At 45.1% G+C, this 22,368-nt stretch carries 17 protein-coding genes; 7 read left to right on the top strand and 10 right to left on the bottom strand.

From position 1 onward, the window contains the following. Positions 1–30 precede the first annotated feature (30 nt). From PV783_RS13340 to PV783_RS13320, 5 genes are all read right to left on the bottom strand, one after another. The gene (locus PV783_RS13340) at positions 31–1,479 is read right to left on the bottom strand and encodes a RagB/SusD family nutrient uptake outer membrane protein (RefSeq protein WP_420988328.1); all 1,449 of its coding nucleotides are present in this window, start codon (positions 1,477–1,479) and stop codon (positions 31–33) included. A gap of 20 nt (positions 1,480–1,499) precedes the next feature. After that, on the bottom strand, positions 1,500–5,015 hold the full coding sequence (locus tag PV783_RS13335; protein WP_420988327.1) for a SusC/RagA family TonB-linked outer membrane protein: 3,516 nt from the start codon (positions 5,013–5,015) through the stop codon (positions 1,500–1,502). Positions 5,016–5,292: 277 nt separating this feature from the next. After that, a complete protein-coding gene (locus tag PV783_RS13330) occupies positions 5,293–6,483 on the bottom strand; it encodes a FecR domain-containing protein (protein WP_420988326.1) in 1,191 nt (396 codons plus the stop codon). A 71-nt stretch (positions 6,484–6,554) separates the two neighbouring features. Next, a complete protein-coding gene (locus PV783_RS13325) occupies positions 6,555–7,142 on the bottom strand; it encodes an RNA polymerase sigma factor (protein WP_235015926.1) in 588 nt (195 codons plus the stop codon). Between the two features lie 131 nt (positions 7,143–7,273). Beyond that, positions 7,274–7,834: an RNA polymerase sigma factor gene (locus tag PV783_RS13320; RefSeq protein WP_420988325.1), complete on the bottom strand. Its 561-nt coding sequence runs from the start codon at positions 7,832–7,834 to the stop codon at positions 7,274–7,276. 197 nt (positions 7,835–8,031) lie between these two features. On the opposite strand from PV783_RS13320, the gene PV783_RS13315 reads away from it, so the two are divergent. The 5 genes from PV783_RS13315 to PV783_RS13295 all read left to right on the top strand — a co-directional run bounded on the left by PV783_RS13315 (position 8,032) and on the right by PV783_RS13295 (position 16,042). Then, on the top strand, positions 8,032–9,042 hold the full coding sequence (locus PV783_RS13315; RefSeq protein ID WP_420988324.1) for a FecR family protein: 1,011 nt from the start codon (positions 8,032–8,034) through the stop codon (positions 9,040–9,042). 69 nt (positions 9,043–9,111) lie between these two features. Next, positions 9,112–12,372 carry a TonB-dependent receptor domain-containing protein gene (locus PV783_RS13310; RefSeq protein ID WP_420988323.1) on the top strand — a complete coding sequence of 1,087 codons (3,261 nt, stop codon included), beginning with the start codon at positions 9,112–9,114 and terminating at the stop codon, positions 12,370–12,372. A 20-nt stretch (positions 12,373–12,392) separates the two neighbouring features. Further along, the gene (locus PV783_RS13305; protein WP_420988322.1) at positions 12,393–14,093 is read left to right on the top strand and encodes a hypothetical protein; all 1,701 of its coding nucleotides are present in this window, start codon (positions 12,393–12,395) and stop codon (positions 14,091–14,093) included. Between the two features lie 19 nt (positions 14,094–14,112). Continuing rightward, positions 14,113–14,850 (top strand): DUF4397 domain-containing protein, encoded by a 738-nt coding sequence (locus PV783_RS13300; RefSeq protein ID WP_420988321.1) that lies wholly within the window; start codon positions 14,113–14,115, stop codon positions 14,848–14,850. Between the two features lie 16 nt (positions 14,851–14,866). Beyond that, positions 14,867–16,042 carry an IPT/TIG domain-containing protein gene (locus PV783_RS13295; protein WP_420988320.1) on the top strand — a complete coding sequence of 392 codons (1,176 nt, stop codon included), beginning with the start codon at positions 14,867–14,869 and terminating at the stop codon, positions 16,040–16,042. A 253-nt stretch (positions 16,043–16,295) separates the two neighbouring features. Here the strand turns inward: PV783_RS13295 and PV783_RS13290 are convergent, their stop codons facing one another. Then, positions 16,296–16,508, bottom strand: coding sequence for a hypothetical protein (locus PV783_RS13290; protein WP_079468314.1), 213 nt, complete (start codon positions 16,506–16,508; stop codon positions 16,296–16,298). A gap of 197 nt (positions 16,509–16,705) precedes the next feature. Further along, positions 16,706–17,158, bottom strand: a complete 453-nt coding sequence (locus PV783_RS13285) for a DUF2267 domain-containing protein (protein ID WP_420988319.1) — start codon at positions 17,156–17,158, stop codon at positions 16,706–16,708. Between the two features lie 158 nt (positions 17,159–17,316). On the opposite strand from PV783_RS13285, the gene PV783_RS13280 reads away from it, so the two are divergent. After that, positions 17,317–18,186: a hypothetical protein gene (locus PV783_RS13280; RefSeq protein ID WP_420988318.1), complete on the top strand. Its 870-nt coding sequence runs from the start codon at positions 17,317–17,319 to the stop codon at positions 18,184–18,186. Positions 18,187–18,223: 37 nt separating this feature from the next. Further along, complete coding sequence (locus PV783_RS13275; protein WP_420988317.1) at positions 18,224–19,726, top strand: DNA polymerase III; 1,503 nt, start codon at positions 18,224–18,226, stop codon at positions 19,724–19,726. On the opposite strand, the gene PV783_RS13270 is transcribed toward PV783_RS13275, so the two are convergent. The 3 genes from PV783_RS13270 to PV783_RS13260 are packed head-to-tail and all read right to left on the bottom strand — an operon-like array spanning position 19,727 to position 21,991. Further along, complete coding sequence (locus PV783_RS13270; RefSeq protein ID WP_420988316.1) at positions 19,727–20,287, bottom strand: flavodoxin domain-containing protein; 561 nt, start codon at positions 20,285–20,287, stop codon at positions 19,727–19,729. A 12-nt stretch (positions 20,288–20,299) separates the two neighbouring features. Then, complete coding sequence (locus PV783_RS13265) at positions 20,300–21,136, bottom strand: universal stress protein (RefSeq protein WP_111578924.1); 837 nt, start codon at positions 21,134–21,136, stop codon at positions 20,300–20,302. A 21-nt stretch (positions 21,137–21,157) separates the two neighbouring features. Then, positions 21,158–21,991, bottom strand: a complete 834-nt coding sequence (locus PV783_RS13260; protein ID WP_420988315.1) for a hypothetical protein — start codon at positions 21,989–21,991, stop codon at positions 21,158–21,160. Positions 21,992–22,368: the final 377 nt, after the last annotated feature.

Raw genomic sequence — 22,368 nt, 5'->3', positions numbered from 1 at the left:
GCCGGATCATTTTTCCAAACAGTCTTTTAATTAAGGGTTCTCAATAAGTAACGGATGCTGAGAGGTAAGTTTTCTTCCAAACTTCAACACTAGCCGCTCCGGAGTGAGGGTATAAGATTCCACTACATCGCCGGTAACTGAATACAGTTTATGGGTATAATTAATTGTATTGCTATAAACCGGATCTGTAGATAAACGACGTACATCGTACCATCTCATACCTTTTAAGGCAAATTCCCTGATCCGTTCTTCCAGGATAAAGCGGACCAACTGCTGCTGATTAGCCGCAATGCCGGCCGGAACAGCAGCCGCCGCAGCAGGCATCCGGTTGGCCCTTAGTAATTCCACATCGGCTTTTGCACCTGCCAAATCATTTGCACGTGCTTTCAGTTCAGCACGCATTAAATACATATCCGGCAAACAAATTCCTACTTCTGCACTAAATCTTGGATAGCGTCTCATTCCATTGGGAAAAATAACCGTTCCAAAAAGTTCAGTATTCGAATAGATCTGTAACCTGAAATCAGAGGGATCATAAAGGGCTGCAACTTCCGGTCTGCATACAAATGCATTGGCCGAGCCAATATAAAAAGCGCTTAAACTCATATTCAATATACTTTCCTGATCTTCTCCCAAAAAAGAATTTGGCATTAATGCAGGTCCAAAATATGCAGGATCAGCTGGTTGCCAGGTTCCATCCGGACTAAGCGTAACATTATAATCGTATAAACCGACGGGTTTTGTTGCTCCTGTTAAGGCACTGAAAGCCTTATCCAGGTGCTCACGGGATGCGGTATAATTATGCATGTAGAGATAAACTCTTGCAAGAATTCCTTCGGCAGCAGGCTTTGATATTTTAAGTGAATGGGAGAAAGGTTTCGATAAATTTGGTAATGCCTCCGTGATATCATTGATGATGAACTCATAAACTTCCTTTACAGTAGCCCTTTTATAATCAGTTTTGGTTACATCAGCAGCAGTAATAATCGGTACGCCCCAATCAGTAGCTGCTGTTGCCTCATTGTAAGGCTTGCCAAAATCATTTAAAAAGAGCAAATGGCAAACCGCCCTGCCTACCTTAGCTTCCGCCATGATCTGGGCCTTTTGTTGTTCAGTGCCGCCAGTGGAAGCATCTATCTCTTCAATGATCTTATTAAAAGCATAGTTCGATTTAAGATACCCCATTTCCGGCAGGTCGTCCGGCAGCAAGGCATCGCCAATATATTTGAACAGGCGCTGCCTGTATACAGATGCCCCGCCAAAATAGCTCTGCTGTGCAGCCACCTCGTCTCCCAGAAACCCCGCGGCTGTTGAAGGGTCTACTTTAGTGGTGTTCAGCAATGCTTCATAATCCTGGGTGGCCTTTGCAATAAGCGCCCCTTTAGGTTCTACTTCCAGGTATCCTTTTTTACAGGAGGCCGTAACTACAATCACTGCTGTGAGAAAGAGTAAAATATATCGTCTGTTTGGAATACGCATAATTTGAATGTTTATCAGGCCTAAAATGAAACATGTGCACCCAGGGTAAGGCTACCCTGACCAGTACGTAAGGTTCTACCGGATCCATAGAGTCCGGAATTCTGGAATTCCGGGTCAATTCCCAGTTTATTTGCTTTCCACAGCATCAGGTTTGACACCTGTGCCCTAAAGGTTATTGCCCGGACCTTCAGCTGGTTGATTAATTTTTCGGGAAGATTGTAAGCCAGTGTTATATCTCTCACTTTAACAAATGAGGCATTGAACACATTAATGTTGGCAGCAGTATAGTAAGTGGTATTTCTATCGCTGTTCTCAGCCTTGTTGCCTATGTAGCGGGGAATATTTGTTTTGTTCTCATCTCCGCGGACTTTCCACCTGTCGGCAAATTCTGCATGAACGTTGTCATACATTGGTTCGCTCCAAAACGTATTAACATCACGGAACATCACATGACCCAGGTTGTACACCAGGTTAATGTTTAAAGAGAAATCCCTGTAACTAAAGCCATTTGATAATCCACCAGCCCAAAGCGGTTGCGTGGTTCCCATAAATTTTACATCTGTTGCCTTTGAAGCAACAGGATCAGTGGTGATGGTTCCATCTGCGAGCCTGATTTGCGGATCCCCGTTGTTGTTCAGTCCTGCATAATCAAATGCGAACAATGAAAAAGCAGGATAGCCTGCCACATAACGCTGACTGATCATTTCCGTTCCGGTGGCAATTGTACCCAGGGATTCTATCCGGATAACATTGTTTTTATTATAGCCCAGGGTGAAATTAGTACTCCAGAAAAAATTCTTACCAACCACATTAATCGAGTTCAAACCAATTTCAAACCCCTTATTTTGTATGGATCCCAGGTTCCCTACCACATTCTGATAGCCTGAAAAAGGACTCACCGGCAGGTTACCCAACAGATCTGTTGTATTTTTGATATAAGCATCTATGGATCCGCCTAATCTTCCTCCAAGCAAACCAAAATCTACCCCGGCGTTTTTAATGACGGTACTCTCCCAGGTTAGTTTATCGTTACCCGGCGTGCCGATAATCAGCCCCATACCTGTTACATAATACGGGCCTGCATCCGCTTTTAAAATATCGTAAGATGCAGCTGTACCCGGTTGCGGCGCATTTCCTGCAACGCCGTAAGTAGCCCTCAGATCAAGTCTGTTTAACCAGTCATTACCCGGCATAAATGACTCTTCACCAAGTCTCCATTTTCCGCCTATACTCCACACCGGTCTGTTTTGTGCAGATTTATCCCTGCCAAACAAATTGCTCTGATCATTTCTCCAGCTACCATTCAGTGTATATTTACCCATGTAGCTGTAACTCAGGTTTGAATAATAAGAGCTGGTTCTGACTACAGGTGATTCTCCCCCGGTAAAATTCTGATCTAAAAATGTAGAGGCATTGGTTATTGTACCATCCACTCCGGCGTTTAATGTTTTGTAATCTATCGGCTGTCCAATCTGCAGTTTATCGTCCCAGCCTCTTATAATGATCTGTGTTGCTCTTCCATACTGTGAAGTAGCCTCTTGTCCGGCGAGCACGGTTAACTGATGTTTTTGCCAGTTCTGATCAAAAACAAGCTGGTTCCTGATGGAGTAATTTTTCAGGTAGGAGTTATTCTCTGTTAGTCTGCCGCCACTGTTTGGCAGATAATAAACAGGGGCTTCTCCGGGCACCGCCACGGTAAAGTCCAGCAATTCCCTACGCACGGTATAACTGTTGGCGTCCAAAAACCCTGTTGCGTTGGCCGACAAAGTATTGTACCCATAGTTTCCTTCAAAACGCAGGTTTTTCAGAATCTTAACGGTACCTCCTCCTACTATCCTGCTGTATAGCTGGTCACTTTTATTATAGCCGAGGTTACGCTCATTGAGCGGGTTATATTCAAGGTTAATCCCGCTCCGGTTCTGATAATCCAGTCTTCTTGCGTCGCTGAAATCCCCCATATGATTAATGGTTAAGGGATTACCGGCAGCATCTTTGAATAACTGATAAGGAACAAAGTTTGGACTTAACGATATATCAATGGGAGATGAAGTTTGGCTATTACTAATATCGGTAATCAGGAAAAGCGAGATGCTTTTGTTGAGAACAAGATCCTGGCGAAAGTTGATTTTATAAAGATCATCCTTTTGACCGGGTTGATTTGATCTGGTTCCGGTATAACTGACGGATCCATAAAATGCATACGCCTTTCCCCCGCCGGATACAGAAATGGTTTGGTTGGTCAGTGTGGCATTCCGGTAAAAAAGGTCTGCAATTTCACCTGTGTTGTTTATGGCAGCCAGGCTATCCAGGCTTTTGGCTTCCTGCGCAGCGGAAATCAGCCCGGCCTCCCTGTTGTACTGGATAACCTGATGAGGGCGTAACGCTGCTAACTGTGATGCCAAACCAAAGGGATAACTGACTTTACTCTGCTGAAATACCTCTCCGGAGGCGGTAATGAAATCCCTGCTGTTCAGTCTTTGGATATAGTTCAGGTCCGGCTTTCCCTGAAAATTTACAAATCCATCATATTCAATACTCAGCTTATTACCGGCTTTCCCTTTTTTTGTGGTAACCACGATAACGCCATTAGCGGCCCTTGTACCCCATATAGAAGCGGCCGTTGCATCTTTTAGCACCGTAATATCTTCCACATCCTGTGTATTGATAGCGGATATATTATCCTGGGGAACACCGTCGACCACAATCAACGGGCTTCTGCTGGCGCCGCCTGGCACGGCGTTGCCAAACTCATCATATAGGCCAATTGTTGCCAGTCCCCGTACTAAAAAAGGGTTCTGACTGGCACTGGGCGCGTTATTCACAACCAATCCGGGTACAAGTCCATCTAATCTCGAAAGGATATTTGCACTACCGGAACGGTTCTTCATAATATCCAAACTAGGTTTGGAAAAAGAACCTGCACTTCGTTCCCTTGAAATTTTCTGGTACCCGGTAGAAACTATTTCCGCAGCTTCCAATACTGTTTCAACTGCATTGAGTGTAATCTTTATGGCTTCCTCGCCGGTGATTTTTACTTCTTTCTCTTCGAAGCCAATGTAGCTTACTACAATAACTGCCCCCGGTTCAACAGCTATCTGAAAGTTCCCCTGCTCATCGCTGACGGCGCTTACCTTTTGCCCTTTTACCCGGATTGTTGCGCCTATCAATGGTTGTTTGTCGTCGCCCAAAACAGTACCGGAAACCTTTATGGGAACGACCAGATCCGATGCCTTCACCGGCTTCTCCCGGTATTTGATTAAAATATTTCCTTTAGAAATTTCGTAACTCAGCTGCTCCTGTTTCAGAACAGTTTTTAAAAAATCTTCTACAGGCATATTACGTGCCTCTAAGGTAACGGGACCGGCGTTTTTGATTTGTTCACTATTGTAAAAAACGCTTAAACCGGTTTGCTTCTCAATAATTTTAAAAACGTTTGATAAAGGCATTTTCTTTGCGCTCAAAGTGACTGATTGAGCTATGGCTGATGCCTGCACCTGAAAAAAAGCGACAGTTAGAAAAACGATTGTTAGTTTCATAGCTAACAGTATTTTGGTTGATAGCCCCGGCCCCGTGCGTTCATTCGGAGATACACCGGCTCCTGACGGCTGGTTTAAAGCAGAAAATTGCATAACTTTGTCCTGGTTTGGTTGATAAATAAGCAGTTCTTCTTCGAGTGAAAATTGTTTTTATTGGTTGACCAAATAATCCTACCGGAGATGTTACCAGCATCTTCGGTTTTTTATTTGATCCCCCTGGTTTACTTACTATGAAATTGTAATGGTTGTTATGGCACAGGAATTAATATCTCTGAAATCAGTTATTCAATATAACCAGCCTGTTGTTAGCTTCCAGCCTGTAACGCAGGCCCACTCCTTCAAGGAAATGCAGCACCTCAGACAAAGGTAAATTCCTTTTAAAAGTACCTCCAAACTGAATTTCACGAACAGGCCGTTCATACACAACCTGTATATCATACCATCTTGCCAGTTGCCGCATGGCTTCTTCAAACGGCTTATTATCAAAATTAAATACTCCATTTTTCCAGGCCAGGTCCTGTTCAAGATCGGCAGCCATCACTTTACCGGAGCGGTAAGCTTGTCCCGGTTTCAATACCGTGGATCCAATTTTCACGCTTCCTTCCAGCAACGATATTTTATCTGCAACCTCATCAGCATAGGCATTTACGTTGAAACTGGTGCCAAGCACCTGGATGGTGGTTCCCCTGGTTTTTACGAAGAAGGGTCTGTTGTGATCAGGCGCTACTTCCAGGTAAGATTCGCCGGAAATCTCTATTGTTCTGTGCCCGGTGAATGCAGTAGGGAATCGCACACTCGATGCGGCGTTTAGCCATACTTTGGTGCCATCGGGTAAGATCAGTTGATATTGCCCCCCTTTTGGCGTACTGACTTTATTATACAATTGCTCTCCACCGGTGTTCCGGCCTTCATATGCAAGCATGCCTGCATCCCGCTTAATGATCTTTAAACCTCCCTGGCTGGCGAGGGATCCGTTGGCTGCGCTGTCGAGAACAATAGTGCTGCCATCAGACAACGTCAGCGTAGCCTTATTGCCCCCCGGAAGAATATCCGGCTGCACCTTTGAAGGAACGTGGGTCATTTCTTTTTTGGGCGACTGGTGCCTCAAATATAATACGGTTGCGGCTCCGGCCAATAGTAGAATCATGGCTGCATAACGGAGCCAGGTGCTTCGGAGCGGGAAAGGAGAACGATGATTAACCGCAGACTCAGTGTCTGCGGTTAGAGGCAACAAACCAGTGGTTGGTTCTGATTTCAATATTGCTGATAGTATTTCTGCAGTTCTTTCTTCCGGGATTTTTTTCAGACCCACAGGGTCCATTTCTAATTTATCTAATATCTCTACAGATAACCACTCATGATAGCTGTGATTCTGCAACATGAGCGCAAACTCACGCTCCTCTTCCGGAAGAAGGGTGCCTTCTACATATTTATCCAGTAGTTCAAGAAAATAATGCCGTGTATCCATCCGGAAGTTCCCCTTTTAATACTAAAGACCGGCAGGTGTCATAAATGGAGTACAGGGAGCGCAAAAAATTTTTAATAATTCATTAAAATAAATAAAATTATAAAAAGGTCGCCCCGCTGTTTAAGATAAGACCGGATACCCTGCCGGGCCCTTTGCATATGAGTCTTTACAGTTAAAACCGAAATGCCGAGACGGTCTGCAATAGCCTCGTAGCTTAACTTTTCCTGTTTGGCCAGGGAGAATACCATCCTTTGCTGCTGCGGAAGAGAAAGGAGCGCTTCATTCAGCACCAGGAGCAGCTGCTCCTGGTGCTGCGCTATTTCAGTTATAGGCTGGGTTGGACCGGCCTGGCTGCCCCAGGCATGTTCCAGCGCTTTGTTATTTGCCCATTTTTCCAGGTATTTGATCACCTGGTTCCGGCTGAGAATAAATAACCAGGACCTGAAATCGTCCAGTTCCTCCAGTGACTCCCTCTTTTTCCAGACAGTCAGAAATACTTCCTGAACAATTTCCTCTGCAATCGTATCGTCCTTTGAATAAAGTCCGGCAACGTGATAAACCCTGTCCTTATATTCCAAAAATAATTGTTCAAATGCCTGGTGAGAACCAGCGGCCACCTGCCGGAGCAGTTCTTTTTCGCTATCTTTCTGTAAGTACACCAAATGCAGTGTTTATTGGTTGGAGGGTAAAGTTATAGGAAAATAGACACATGTCAGGTGGTTTTACATAGGAAGGTATAAAAACAAACCGGTAAACGATACTCCGCCTGTAAGCTCCCAACTGCTCAGCACTACATAAACTCCGCCTGCATACTTAACAATACTAATACCACCACTAACTTATCTGCCACAAATTTCTCACGCAGTACCTGGTTTGCCAGGCTCAGGTGTTTCTCGATTGCTTTTACACTCACCTTTAGCTGGTCGGCAATTTCCTGGTGCGTGTAACCATGTTGCTGTTTGAGGAGGAATATCTTACGGCGCTTCTCCGGTAAGGTGTTAATCACTTCATGAAAACTACGCCATCCATCTTTAAACAGGAAGTCTTCTTCAAAAGATACAGAAAGCGGTTGCTTTTCATTAAAGGCGGCATCGCGTAACAAACGTCTTGCTTCTTTCTGATTATGATTCACTACAATACGGTAAACATAGGTGCGTAACAAGGGATAGATCATGGCATCGTCCTTCAGCGAAGGCAGGTTATCCCATACCTTAATGAAACACTCCTGTACAAGGTCTTCCACTATAAGGGGATCTTTAGTATATCGCTTTACAAAATGATAAAGGCGGTCCTTATTCTCCAGGTAGATCCGCTTAAACCTTTCCTCCAGGTGAAGTGATTGCGTGTCCATATTGCTGATGCTTCCCGTTATCCGGGAGCCACAAAGTTGGAAAAGATTTATCTTTTGTTGCTGCTCCGGTAAAAGATAATGATTAATTCATACACCATCTTCCCCCAATGTTATCCTAATGTTAACTCCACTTTTCGTGGTAGGGTTTTGCTGTGTCCGTGCTGTGTTATTATAAGCGGAGGTTTTAAATGCACTTCATGAAGATAGATAAAGCATTGCTTAGTAAATATTTTGACGGGACATGCACACCACAGGAGGAACAGCGGGTGCTCAGTTACCTGGCAGGACAGGATCACCAGGAATTTATTGCTCTCATGGAGCAATCATGGGAAGAAGTGCCTGCCGATAACATCGGCGAAGACATTACCCGGCGGATGCTGTTGCAGCTGGAAATGAAAACGTATGGCAGAAAGGGAATTATTCCTATTGAACACGCTTCCCGGGGATGGAAGAAAAACTGGCTGCGTGTGGCAGCTGCATTGGTATTCATTGTAACAGGCGCCACATACTGGTTGATTACGCACAGAAAGCACACCGCACCCATTACCTGGACCACCATTTACAACCACCATAACAACCCGGAACTGGCCGTATTACCTGACAATAGTAAGGTGTGGCTGGCTCCGGGCAGTAAATTATCCTATATGCCGTTTACCGGTAAAGCCGAACGTAGTATAAAACTGGATGGAGAAGCATTCTTTAATGTGGCGCAAAATGCTGCCCGGCCATTTGTAGTGTATACCGGCGAGCTGGCTACCCGTGTGTTGGGTACTACCTTTAATATTGAAGCCTACCCGCATGAAGCAGCAGTAAGGGTATCGCTGGTAAGCGGGATGGTGGCAGTAGCGCCGGCAGACAGCATAGATCAGGTGGTGGCACAGCTTCACCCCGGCGATGTAATGGATTACGAAAAAAGCAGCCGCATTTTTAAACGTCAACAGATCAGGATCAGCGATCCGGAAGAATGGATGAAAGGCTCACTCGTATTCAACGACCTGCTGCTTACCGATGCGTTGCAAAGAGTAGCCGCACGCTATCACCTGGTTATACACTACGCAAAAGGAACGCAATCAGCATTGTCAGATAAAAAGATAACCGCCATCTTCCGGAAAGAAAGCAGTAGTGAGATCCTAAATAATATACTCTTCATTTCCAACTGCTATATGCAGCAACGCGGCCAGGACATTACCGTTTACAATATGCCTTAAACCAATACCAGTAGCAGGACAACATGCCTGTTATCATCTATTCTTAAAATAAATTAATGTATGCTTTTTATGCACTATAAGGCAAAAGGAATTCCTTTGCCGTTTAAATTCCTTCCTATACAAATAAAGCGATGGTGTTTGAGCCTGCTGATGTGTTGTACCATTTTCAGTTTACAGGCACAGGAAAAATTCACGGGGCTTACCACTAAAGTTGACTACTCGGCTGCCGCTGTCAGCGCACCGGCGTTACTCGAATCCTTACAAAAACAAACGGACTATACATTTTCTATTGACAGGGCCGTATTAAACAGCATCACCGTCCGCGATGTACACTTCACCAAAATAAGCCTGGGAAAAGTATTACAATACCTGGAAGAACATTATGGTCTTGCATTTGCCGTAGCCGGAAAAAATATTGCCGTACGAAAAGTGGCTGCTTCTCCCAAAAAACCTGCGTCAACAGAAGGAATGCTAAAAGGGAGAGTCGTTGATTTTGAAAATGCACAGCCCCTGCCCGGTGCAACGGTACGACTGGAAGGGACCAGCAAAGTTACCATCAGCGACGACAAAGGTTATTATAACCTCAATAGTATACAGGCCGGCAAATACACCCTCACGGTTACCTATACCGGCTATGCTACTACCCATCAGATGATCCGGGTGGAAACAGGAAATAACACGGTAGATGTGAAGTTACAGGTAAAATCCACCACCGCCAATACGGTAGTAGTAACTGCCATTAAACGGAAACGGGTGGCCAACACCACAGATGCACAACTGATCCGGGAATTATACAACGCCAAATCAGTAGTATCAGGTATTTCCAGCGAACAAATAGCCAGAACGCTGGACCGTGATGCGGCTGAAGTGGTAAAAAGAGTACCGGGTGTAAATATTTCGGAAGATAATTTTGTCATTGTCCGGGGGTTAAGCAAGCGATACAACCTTACCTATCTCAACGATGCAATTGCTCCTGCCAATGATGCCGACAGCCGCTCATTTTCCTATGATGTGATCAGCAGTAATGCCATTGATCGTATGATGGTGTATAAATCGCCCTCTCCTGACCTGCCCGGCGAGTTCTCAGGCGGACTTGTAAAAATATATACCAAGAAAAGCCAGATGACCCGGCAGGTGGATCTTCAGCTTTCTACTCAATACCGTTCCGGTTCTACATTCGATAACGTATGGTCTTATGCAGGCGGTAAATATGATTTCCTGGGTTTTGATGATGGTACGCGCAAACTCCCCTCAGGTATACCAAGAGCTGCGAATTTCAATCACCTTATCCCTGCAGAAAATGCCGGGTATTCAAAACAGTTCAAAAACATTTATGTACTGGATAAAACCTATAAGGCGCTACCGGACCTGCGGTTGAATCTCAATTATTATGATGCCTGGAAAACAGGACGGAAATACCTGAAAAACCTTAGCTCCGTTTCTTACTCCAATACACATGAACAAAGGCTTTCAGAACAACGTTCGTTATATAAGTTTTATGATGGCCAGCTTACGCAGGGTATTCATGCCGCCAGGATTTCTGTAATACAGGATAATGAGATGCAGGTGAGCGACCGGCTGACACTGGCGCTCCATAATTTTTTCAACGTCAATAATCAACGTATTGCTGTAGAAGATTACCGGAAACTGGATGATTACCCGGGCCAGGAATTTCGCCATACCAATCTTTATTATGTACAAAATACGCTGTACTCCGGTCAGCTTGCAGGAACCTACAATTTTGGAAAAAACAAAAGAAATGAACTGAAAGCAAATGCAGGCTATTCCACCATCCACAAGCAGGAGCCGGATAACCGCGACTATACCTTAAACAGGCAGCTTTCCAATGCGGGAGAAAACCCCTGGGCGCTCAGCACGGAACTCATCTCCTTTTATACCTTATCCCGCTCTTTCAACGACATTACCGAAAAAAGCTACCAAGGCAACATCGACCTGAACTACCGGATCACGGATGTATGGGGATTTAAGGCCGGTGGCTATTACCAGTCGAGAATGAGGGACTTCAATAACCGTATCTTTATTATCGTAAACGGTGTAAACCTCTATGATCCCAACCTGGCTATCCGCGGCTCCAAATATGACGGAGACAACGGAGAAGTAATGAGCAACGGCCACCTCATTGAGGAAAAATACCTGCAGCATTATTTTGATCCCTCCATGTTCCGCGCAGACGGAACCGGGTACCGGTGGCTGGAAAAAACAACCCCCAATAATCAATACTACGCGGATAATACACTGAAAGCAGGTTACATCAGTTCCGACATCAACCTGTTACAGGACCGCCTTAATATTTTTGGTGGCGTTAGGATTGAAGACAATCATTTCCGTATCCTGGGATCCTACGAAAATGGCCTGGCTGCCTATCCGCTTATAGTGGACCAGCCACTCACCAGCGTGCTGCCCTCCATTAATGCTTCCTTCAAGGCCGACAGTTCGCTGATCATCCGTATCGGTTATGGTAAAACACTGAACCGGCCTGAGTTCAGAGAAGCAGCCCCCATGCAATACATTAACTACCTGGACCAGGAAACCTACAACGGTAACCCGGATCTGAAAACAGTAAATATCCACAATACCGAATTACGCCTGGAATGGTATCCCCACGGCGCCCGGAGTAATGAACTGGTAAATGTGGGTTTCTTTTATAAACAGCTTGACCGGCCCATTGAACGTTTCAGGATGATCTTTAATGAAGGCTTCGACCAGTTTGTGTATGTGAATACCGGTAAAGCACGGGTGTATGGCATAGAGGCAGAACTGAGAAAAAACCTGGATTTTATCTCCGGTAATTTCTTCCGGAATTTATCGGTGGTGCTGAATGGCTCCTGGTTCAAAAGCAATGTGGACGTACCTTCCATGCCGCAGTATGTAGGTTATGAAGGCACCAGGTCCAGACCCATGCAAGGGCAATCCCCTTACCTGATCAATGCCGCCCTTAACTACGAAAACCCCGGCCTCGGCACAAAAATTTCCGCTACCTACAACCGCGCCGCCGACTACATCTATGCAGTAGGCGCTAACCGGGGGAAAAGAGCGGATACCGACATTATGATGAAAGCCAGGAATCAACTGGATCTTACCTGGCGGCAACGCATCAATAAAACCTGGAGCATCAGCGCCGGTGTACAGAATATTCTGAATACTCCCGTAATGCTTTACCAGGACTGGAAACGCAACTATCACTATGATCAGCTAAAAGGCGCTGCACCGGAACCGGGACAGGTACTGCCTTTTGAAGAGGCAGATATTATATACCGCAGGTATTACCAGCATCCTTACTATTCACTCGCGTTAAACATCATTCTCTGATTGTCATGATATTTACTCATATGCAAACAAAATATCTCCTTCTCCTTCCGCTCCTTTTATGCTGCTGTAATAAATTCAGGGAAAAGCTGGATGTTCAGAATAATGAATCCGGCATTATTAAAGTAGTAAAAGCCGGGACGAACATTACAGAAGCACAGATCGATGAAACAATTACGGTATACGCCAAGATCGGTGATCCTTCAGCGGCTGTCAAAATATTTGTTTCAGATGCAGAAGCCCCGGTAGTTACCCATGGGAAAGGCACTGGTACACTTCTAACATCTACCGGAGAACACGTACAGGTACCTATGGATACCTTTAATATCACGGTTCCTAAAGCGGCCCGTATTGGTCCGGGTAATATTTACTTCTCCGTGAACGGGATCACCAAACCCGCGCTCCCATTTGTGGTAAAACGGCCGAATATCCTTATTCCAAACCAGGTGACCGTAATCCCTTTCCTCTTCTCCTATTCCGATAGCATAAAAAACAGCGACGGTGTATTTGAATACATTTTCCCTGTTGAACTGAAAGACGGTCCCTCCAAACAGGCAGTAGTGAACGTAGTGAAGCAGCTGACCTATGACCGCAACACCCAAACCTTTTACTTCGTCGATTTTCAACAGAGTGATAACTCCCTGCGCATCCGGATGATCAAAAACGGCATGGTGACCACCATTGCAGGCGGCGGCAATGACTATTTTGCCACCACCAGCAGTAAATTGAAACTGGGCGCAGATGACTATAGTTCTGCCGGGGTTAATACCGTAGACATGAAACCAGGACCCGATGGCAAATTATATTTCAGGAACCAGTTCAGGATAGTGCCTGCAACACCTAATGAAAAACCCGCCGACTACTCACTGATCCAAAGCCTGGATCCCGCTACCGGTAAAGTGTCCATTCTTGCCGGTAACAACAAACGTAGCGTAGATGCTTACTATTCCAATGAAATCATGAACTACCGCGGATTGGAAGATGGCCCTGCAGATTCAGCAATGATCACTTCACCCAACGGACTCACTTTTGATAAAAACGGGGATCTCTACTTCCTGGACCAGGGAACATTACTCCGGGTGCTTAAACCCGATGGATCTATAAAAACGGTAATGGGCAAAGTAAACCGGGAGGTGTTTGATTTTGAAGATGCAGATGGGGTTACCTATCATCCTGTATTATACTCCAATATCATGGAACATAGTGACGGGTTTGGTGATGAGATACGTTTTTATAATGCCACCAGCATGGTGATGGCCGGCAATGGCAAACTCTATATACTTAGTAACGGCGCGGGGTGGGGCACCAATATCGCAGAAGTAAACCTGGATACCCGGGAAGCCTCTACCATTGTGGGATTACCAGAGGGGCAACGTAGTGATTACGAAACCGGCACCTTCAAAGAGGTGAGTTTGCCTTACACGATCACCACTTATGATACGGATTTTGACGGGAATATTGTTTTTGGGTTCACCACTATTTATAAAATGGATCTTCGGTCAGAAACGATTGCGGTGATTGCAGGCGGTTCTATGCAAAATCCTATTCCCCCGGAATATAAATCCCAGAGAGCTTTTATGCAGGATGCACATCCGGGCAATAATTGTATTCTCGGCAGGCCCAACAGGATTGTGTTTGATCAATTTGGCGATCTGTATGTAGGTTATGACTATTTGTGCTGCGGGGCAGATGTGAGGATCGTAAAAATTGCCATCGGAAAATAATCTAAAGTCAAAAATAACTATGAAAAAATATCTTCTCCTGGTTTTTACAGCAGGATGGTTACTGATATCATGCAAGAAGGATAGTGAATTACCAACTGCTCCTCCCCTTGCCTACCTGATGGTATACAATGGGGTGCCGGATTTTTATGGCGCCAACAGTATGGTGCTGGTGAATAACGCGGCTTATGGGCCCCGTAGCTATAATGATAATGGTAATGGGCTGGTAGGCGCCTTTAACTTCTCCAAATATACTTACACTGATACCGGCATCTTTAAAATCGGGTTTACTGATACAACAAATCTGCCCGTCAATGCCCATAAAATTTCGGAGACCCTGCTAAAATTTGAAGACCAGCAACATTATACGCTCTATCTGCTGGATAGCCTGGGATTCTATGAAATACTTTATACCCGGGATGATGTAAAGCCCGATCCGGATCATGCAAAAATAAGACTGGTACATCTAAGCCCGGATATGAGCGCGGTATATGTGAAGGTAGATACTACTGCGATTAACACTATCAGCCACCTTACCTTCCGCGGTGTAAGCGATTATGCCACCGTTTCCCCGGGTCCAAAGCCAGCTATCCGGATCATGTACCGGGATGATATTACCGGTGAAGAAAAAACGCTGGTCCGCAAATCGGTTCCGCTGGAAGCAGGCAAATGCTACACCGTGATCCTCCGGGGCTACCGGCAGCCTATAGATGGCAATGTGAATAAAACCATCAACCTGTCTACCATCACCAATTTCTGACCTTACAACCGCAATCATGAAAACAATTTTCTTCTTTAAATATATACCCGGCATTTTACTATTGTGTTTGCTTTTTGCCTGTAAGAAAGATTCGCCTTCGGCAGATGATCCTGCTATACAAACACCGCTGATCAGCAAAGTAAGCAGAACGTTTGTACAGGCGGGCGACCGCCTCACCATTTATGGGCATGCGCTTATACAGGACGGCCTGCTTACGGAAGTATTTATCGGCGGGCGTCCCGGCGAAATAGTGGGGCAGTCCGCAGACAGTCTTGCCATTATCATTCCGCCTAAAGTACTGAATGGCCGGATCCTGGTAACGATTAGCCGCAACCAGCAATTTAAAAGCGCCAATGGTCCTGAAATAGCGGTAAAGCCTACTCCGCTGATAAAAAGCTACTGGCCAAGCTATGCGTATGCAGGCGATACCATTGCTTTATATACGGAGAATTTCAGTGAACAGAATAACGATAATTTTTTCTATATCGGAAACGATGCACTACAGCTTGTTTCAAAAAAAGACAGGGATACCTTCTTTGTTAAACTGCCAGCAAATACGAATACCGGGCTTTTATCCTGGCATACATATGATGGCCCTTCAGATACTTTTCCTGTCCCTTTTCCTATCAGGCGTGCCAGCTATGCAGTCAATACCGTAAAGGATTGGCTGCACCTGGACCCTGCGTTTTCTTATATGGATACGCTGGTGCGCGGGTATCCCATACTGGCTGGCGGGAACTATCCGGATGTTCACAAAAGGATCTACGATTCTGTGTTGCTGTATATAGCAAATACCAACCGGTCCTACACGATCTTTCTCCCGGCAAGCGACAGTTACCGGCGGAATAATATCAGCCAGGAAACCTTTCTGAATAAAATAATGGCTACGCCTTATAATTATAACACTTTACTGATTACCGCAATTGTTCCCGGGCGACAACTTCAGCTGCAAACCCTGCAGGCGGGGGATGTGTTCCCTACCGCCTATACCATGAGAATGGCCTATGGAAATGATTACGATGACGCATCCGGGAATGCTGTTTCAATTATAGAACAGCAGGGCGAAAAATATGCGCAGCTGACAGGTATTTACGGGGAAACAAATCCACCTGTTAAAATATTGAGAAGTCACCAGGTGGGTAATGCCACCATCCTTGAAACAGATGGAGAACTGGGGATTATTTACTTCTAAAAGAAGATTATAAAAAGAAAGCCGGCGCCTCACTGACAGATGAGACGCCGGCTTCACCCAGCCATAATTACCAGGTAAATTATATCGAATTACTTATTTAATGTAACGCTATCATCAATAAAAGATCTTCTGGTAGGAAACGGATATGATTCAGGTGTATACTGCAACTCGTATCCAATAAAACGTAGACCCTCAAACATCTGTAGCTGATATATAGAAATTCAGGGACCAGAGTTTCACGATATTCAAACCCTCACGGCTTTCGCTGCCTGTTTAATTTCTTCTTCAGCAAATGCCCTTTCCACATCCAGATACCGCTTAACGCCACTACGGGCAAAAACACCCAGCGTACTGCATTGGCCGCGGGTGGATTAGCCGCTACCGGCCCATAAATATACCCCAGGATGGGGATGCTGAGTATAATGTGTAACCAGCGGATTATTTTACGTTCTGTGGCTGCTTTCATAAAAATGTTTGTACCACAAAACTAGTCCGCTATGTTTAGCTATTTTCAGGGAGTAGACATGCCGGGAAAATGTGCCGATAAAACGGGGCATTGATGGCGATGGCTTAACAACCGGACTATACTGGAACACATGATCGTAACGGCGGTCACAAAAAAGCGCGTCACCGGGTTTCCGGATCTCTCCGGGGGAAGGAATCCTAAAAATCGTTAGTCATCAGCGCTAAAAGCGCGCTTCTTAACTGCGCCGGCAATTGTGCTATAATATCAGACATCTCTCCTGCCGAAACATGCGCCATTAATACCCTTAGCACCGCTGCAACCGCTATGGCGGCACTTTCCCTGTCTTCAAAATCACTGCCTGCCAGTGCTCCGTCTGCATCAAATAAATCCAGCAAAAATTCATCCCAGGTTTTTATGCGCTCCTTGTGACTTACCTTCCAGCCATCAACATACACGCCTTTAATAATTAAAGGCAACTGTGATATAAAGTGAAGCGACTCTTCTATACTTAAACAACGCCGCAATGTATGCAGTGTGCATCGTAACACCCTTGCAGCGCGTGATATATTATCACGCTCCCCGAGTTCTGCCGCCAGCTCACTTAACAGGTGATTTCCTTTAGCTGAATAATGATCAAAATAACCTGACATAACCTCTGATTTAAGGTCCCAAATTATTGCCTGCAGCGGTTGAAATAAATGATCCATCTCATATGGGCAGGTGATTATAATCAGATAAGTACCTAATACCGGTCATTTAACGGCCCCGAATCAAATCCTAATTTTAGTATTATCAAACATAGATCCATATGGGAACAAAACAGCCATCAATACTGGTCACCAAAGCCTCCGGAGTTACAGTACCTTTTTCCGCAGAAAAGATCAGGCAATCCCTGAAAAGGTCCGGCGCCCGGCCTGAAGTGATTGATGCGGTTCTGGATGAGTTATATCAGCAGGTATATCCCAATATGCCGACCCGTATGATATACAAGATTGCATATGGGTTACTGAAGAAACTGTCGAAACCTTCCGCCGGAAGATACCAGTTGAAACAGGCCATATTTGAACTTGGGCCATCAGGATTTCCCTTTGAACAATACGTAGCCGAGCTATTCCGGCAGGAAGGTTTCACGGCAACAACCAACCAGATACTGGAAGGACATTGTGTTAAACATGAGGTAGATATACTGGCGGTTAAAAACAATATCACCAATATCATGGAATGCAAATATCATCAGCAGCGGGGAACTTTCTGTGATGTAAAGATCCCGCTTTATGTTGAATCGAGATTCAGGGATATAGAACGGCAATGGAAAAGCACGCATGAAAAAAAACAACAACACTGCGAGGCATGGCTGATTACCAATACCCGCTTCTCAACGGACGCCGTGCAATACGCACAATGTATGGGATTACATCTCATGTCATGGGACTTTCCCGCAGGGAAAAGCCTGAAGGATATCATTGACAAGGCAGGTTTATATCCGGTTACCTGTCTTACTACACTCAGCCGGAGCGAAAAATGCAGGTTACTGGAGAGAGGAATTATACTGTGCAAAACTTTAGCGGAACATGCATCATACCTGGAAGAAGCAGGGATAGCCGCGCCCAGGAGAGATCTGGTGATAGCGGAAGCCCAGCATCTCTGCAAAGAACTTACAAAACCGGAAATGGCTTAAACAGTCACCGGAACATATAACTATTAAAACTACCAATATGAAAAACATGGTAAAAAAAATCCCCGAAGCGCTGTCTGAACTACTGGAGATTAAAGGGATCAGTACCACCAATGTTATGGCTATACATGAGCAACTGGGCATAAATAGCATCAATGAATGCAACACCGCTGTCGCATCAGGACAGCTGGCCAACATAAAAGGATTAACTGCAGGAAAGGTAGAAAATATAAGGCGGGCCCTGAAACTCGCCAAAGATACCCGCGTTCAGTTATGGGACGCGCTGCTGGCTGCTGAAGAAATACTGAGAGCCGTAAAGCAATTCCCTGAAGTAGAAAAGGCTGCACTCACCGGCAGCCTGAGAAGAAAAAAAGACACCATCGGCGATATCGATATGGTGGTACAGGTAAAAGCGCCGCTCAGGAAACATTTAATATACAAAATCAGCAGGCTTCCTTCTGTAACAAGGATCATTGCAGCAGGCAGGGAAAGAGTGAGCATCCTTTTACAGAATCATATGCAGGTGGATATCCGGCTGGCTGACCAGAAAAATTATGCTGCCGCTCTTTTATACTATACCGGGCCGGTATGGCATAATAAATGGCTTGAAAACCAGGCCAGGGACAAAGGCTTCCTGTTTAGTTCCAATGGGTTGTCGGACCTGCAAACAGGAAAGCTTATAGCCGCGGACACCGAAGAAGATATTTACGGACTACTGCAAATGACATGTCCGGATCCTGAATTAAGAGAAGACGAAACAAATATTACTACAGCGGCAAAACATTCCCTGTTTTCCCTGGTCACATTCGGCCAGATAAAAGGGGATATGCAGATCCACAGCAACTGGAGCGATGGAGAAGAGAGCATTGAACGCATTGCCCACTATGTATTGCATGCTTTTCCACACTACCAGTACATCGTAATTACAGACCACGCATCCAATGAAAAAACAACAGGGTCACTACAGCCGGAAAGTTTCGCCGGGCAATTTGCTGAAATAGACCGGGTTAATCAATACCTGGGCTTTAACTTTATAAAGAAAGGTATAGAAACAGATATCCTGGAAGATGGCCGTTTAAGTCTCACAGATGAGCAGCTTAAGCAGTTCGACTGGGTGATTGCCTCTATCCATAGCGGCTTCTCTCACGACAATACAGACAGGATCATAAAAGCCTGCGAAAATCCGTATGTGCATTGTATAGGGCATCCCAGCGGCCGGTTGATTGGCGCCCGGAAACCCTCACCGGTTAACTGGAACCTCATTTTTGAACGGGCCGCTGCCACCGGCACGGCTATGGAAATCAATGCACGCCCAAACCGGCTGGACCTGAATGATGAACTGGTTAAAACGGCGATAAAAAATAATGTAAAGCTGGTGATTGATACAGATGCACATACCCTGCCTCACTTCGACTTTATGCAACTGGGAGTATGGGTGACAAGAAGAGCTGCCTGTGGTAAGCATGATATCCTGAACACCGGAAGCTGGGAAGAAATTGAAAAATTCAAAAAGAATAAAATACAACTCCTGAAAAAAGGATGATCAGTGCCTGGGGCCACCGGCAGCACAACCGAAATGATGTACTTCATCACGCAGCCACCTCACTCGGCTTCCTGACAGCATTAAAAATGGCTTCCAGATGCTCTTTTTTAACATCATTATAATCTTCCATGGAGATGTCATCCGTTTTATCGCTGGCCAGTTTGGAGCCATGGTCAATAGCAGCTTGTCTATCCATGAAAGCTTATTGAATTCCAGTTTTCCAGGCAGGAAGAAAGGCACACACCTGCTCCTCAGGGATTCCGATATATTTGCAGCCAGGTAGCCTTCCAGCTTTCCCTTATCTGAAGAAGGCGTGCCTGATACCAGGAAAAGAAACAACCGTTTACTGATAATTGCATCGCCATGTTGTTCCAGCCATTTACGCAGCTGTAGTTTACCGATATAAATACTGGAACCGAGGATAATGCAATCTGCGTCTGCCAGCTGCTGCGCGGTTTCCGAACCAGCCGGAATAACCGGCCATCCCAACATACTTCCCAGCCACAGCGCATACTGACGGGTAGCACCATATTTGCCTTTGTAAATAATAAGACCTTTCATGATCAGCTCATTTTAAGGATGGGTAACGAATACAGGTATGTTTACCGTACGCAGAATATTATCAGCATCGCTGCGATGGAAGAAACGGGAAACGCCACTCCGGCCGTACGCGCCGTAAGTAACAATACAGTCTTTCCGGTGAATCAGTAATGCCAGGAACTCTGTTGCCGGCTCGCCATTCAGGATGATATACTCCACTGTGTCATAATGCATATCCAGGTATTCCCGGAGTTTGGGTTCCCAGGGCATTACCTTGTTATTATTCTCCGCTACATACACCACTTTCACCGGCATATCAGCATATCCCGGGAAAAGCTGGGTGAACTGCCTGATAGCATACATAGAAGAAAAGGTGCCATTATAGGAAAATATGATCTCTTTGACCGGCGACATCACTTCCGGCAAAACCATCACCGGGCATTCCGCTTCTGCCAGCAAATCTTTTACAAACCGGGGAGGATCCGTCTCGTACAGTGTGGCAAACGACGTGCTGTTACCAATCAGCAAAAGATCAGCAAACCTGCTTTCTTCCACTACTTTCTCCACCGGTACTCCAGCAGTTTCCCGGACCTTAATATCCACATTACTGCCATCACAGATCTCATGCAGTTGTTTCAGGTTTTTATCCCGCTGGAATTCCAGCGCTGCCCTACTCTCAGCAGTAATCTGTTCATAATTATAGGCATAACCTCCCGGATACATGGTGCCCATTGGCGTCAGCTCACTTACAATGTCATCCAGGCATACTACTGTTAAAGAGCTTTCTGCCTCTCTGGCTATATACTTAAATGCTTCTACCTGTTCGTCTGAAAAGTGAAGCGCATCTATTGCAGCAATAATCTTTTTCATAGTGATTATAGTTTTAAACAATTAATAATGAGTGATAAAAACGGGCTGCGTCACCAGCTTTACTACCAGCGTAGCCGGGTTAGGAACAAATGCGGTGGACAAAACACTCCGTCCGTATGCTCCCATTACAATAAATACTTTTTCCTTGCTGAACATAAATTCCAATAAACGGGTACTAACGCTTTCATCTTCCACCGCCTGGATCTCCGCGTTATTGTAGTGCGTATCCAGCCATTCCCGCAGCCTTGCTTCGTCGCCTTTAATGGGTTTACCGGTTTCTGTTATACTCAGCACGGTTGCCTTACATGCTCCAAGCTGAGGAAACAGGTTCGTGAACTGTTTCATCGCAAATACTGATGAACAGCTTCCGTTGTAGGTGAAGATAATCTCGTCCACTCCGTCAAAATCTTCCGGCGCTATCACCACCGGGCATTCCGATTTCTCCAGTACCTCCTTTACAAATGCTGTAGGAATGCTTTCCGGTTTCCATGAAAATGACGTAGCAGCATCCAATACTATCAGGTCGGCGTAACGGCTTTCTTTTACCACTTCCGTAACCGGCATACCTGCATCCAGGTGTACCAGGCAATTCACGCCATTAGACTCACAGATGTTTTTGAACCGGTCTATATTTTTATCTCTGAAGAGATTTTTCTGATCTTCCAATGCAATTCCCGGAACTGGTTTTCCGATCGCAATTTCCCGGATATCCTCTGCCGATCTCAATTCCAGCACCTGGTTTTCAAGAAACACACCTGTAAGTTTTGAATGCGTGAGGTTACAGAGATAACAGGCAAATTCAAGGCTAGGTCCGTTAAAGCTTACCGCATCTGTGATAAATAATATTTTTTTCATAACACTATTTTTCAGGATTTTAAATTAGTTCCGCTAAAAACCGGCCGCCATCAGAATCATTTGCCCATTTCCTCCGTATTTACTTACTGACTGAGATAACATACATACCTCCTTGTTTTTGGTTAATAACTTTATGCTAAACTATTGCGCGCCGGCACATGAAAAAATGATCAATCTCAATAGAGATCCTGATTGTAATCATATCGCCCGGTATCAATACCAAGGCGCTTATCAGTAACCGGAAGATTGATAACAATCATATGCCCGGCTAATCATAATCATGAATAAGCATACGTTACCTTAATACATTTGGAAGTTCTTCCAGGCATCCACTGCTGCCCAACCGGCAGGGTTTTCAGTTGATGACCTGGATTTAA

The organism is Chitinophaga sp. CC14 (genome assembly GCF_048957795.1).
Taxonomy (GTDB): domain Bacteria; phylum Bacteroidota; class Bacteroidia; order Chitinophagales; family Chitinophagaceae; genus Chitinophaga; species Chitinophaga ginsengisegetis.
Note: the sequence above shows the minus strand (reverse complement) of the source record. Positions and strands in the feature narration are given on the sequence as shown.

Coding starts and splice junctions, on each gene's coding strand:
- PV783_RS13310 (WP_420988323.1), top strand. CDS start 9,112: ATGCACTATAAGGCAAAAGGAATTCCTTTGCCGTTTAAATTCCTTCCT.
- PV783_RS13285 (WP_420988319.1), bottom strand. CDS start 17,158: ATGTCAGGTTATTTTGATCATTATTCAGCTAAAGGAAATCACCTGTTA.
- PV783_RS13270 (WP_420988316.1), bottom strand. CDS start 20,287: ATGAAAGGTCTTATTATTTACAAAGGCAAATATGGTGCTACCCGTCAG.
- PV783_RS13305 (WP_420988322.1), top strand. CDS start 12,393: ATGCAAACAAAATATCTCCTTCTCCTTCCGCTCCTTTTATGCTGCTGT.
- PV783_RS13330 (WP_420988326.1), bottom strand. CDS start 6,483: ATGGATACACGGCATTATTTTCTTGAACTACTGGATAAATATGTAGAA.
- PV783_RS13295 (WP_420988320.1), top strand. CDS start 14,867: ATGAAAACAATTTTCTTCTTTAAATATATACCCGGCATTTTACTATTG.
- PV783_RS13340 (WP_420988328.1), bottom strand. CDS start 1,479: ATGCGTATTCCAAACAGACGATATATTTTACTCTTTCTCACAGCAGTG.
- PV783_RS13335 (WP_420988327.1), bottom strand. CDS start 5,015: ATGAAACTAACAATCGTTTTTCTAACTGTCGCTTTTTTTCAGGTGCAG.
- PV783_RS13275 (WP_420988317.1), top strand. CDS start 18,224: ATGAAAAACATGGTAAAAAAAATCCCCGAAGCGCTGTCTGAACTACTG.
- PV783_RS13280 (WP_420988318.1), top strand. CDS start 17,317: ATGGGAACAAAACAGCCATCAATACTGGTCACCAAAGCCTCCGGAGTT.
- PV783_RS13300 (WP_420988321.1), top strand. CDS start 14,113: ATGAAAAAATATCTTCTCCTGGTTTTTACAGCAGGATGGTTACTGATA.
- PV783_RS13260 (WP_420988315.1), bottom strand. CDS start 21,991: ATGAAAAAAATATTATTTATCACAGATGCGGTAAGCTTTAACGGACCT.
- PV783_RS13265 (WP_111578924.1), bottom strand. CDS start 21,136: ATGAAAAAGATTATTGCTGCAATAGATGCGCTTCACTTTTCAGACGAA.
- PV783_RS13315 (WP_420988324.1), top strand. CDS start 8,032: ATGAAGATAGATAAAGCATTGCTTAGTAAATATTTTGACGGGACATGC.
- PV783_RS13290 (WP_079468314.1), bottom strand. CDS start 16,508: ATGAAAGCAGCCACAGAACGTAAAATAATCCGCTGGTTACACATTATA.
- PV783_RS13320 (WP_420988325.1), bottom strand. CDS start 7,834: ATGGACACGCAATCACTTCACCTGGAGGAAAGGTTTAAGCGGATCTAC.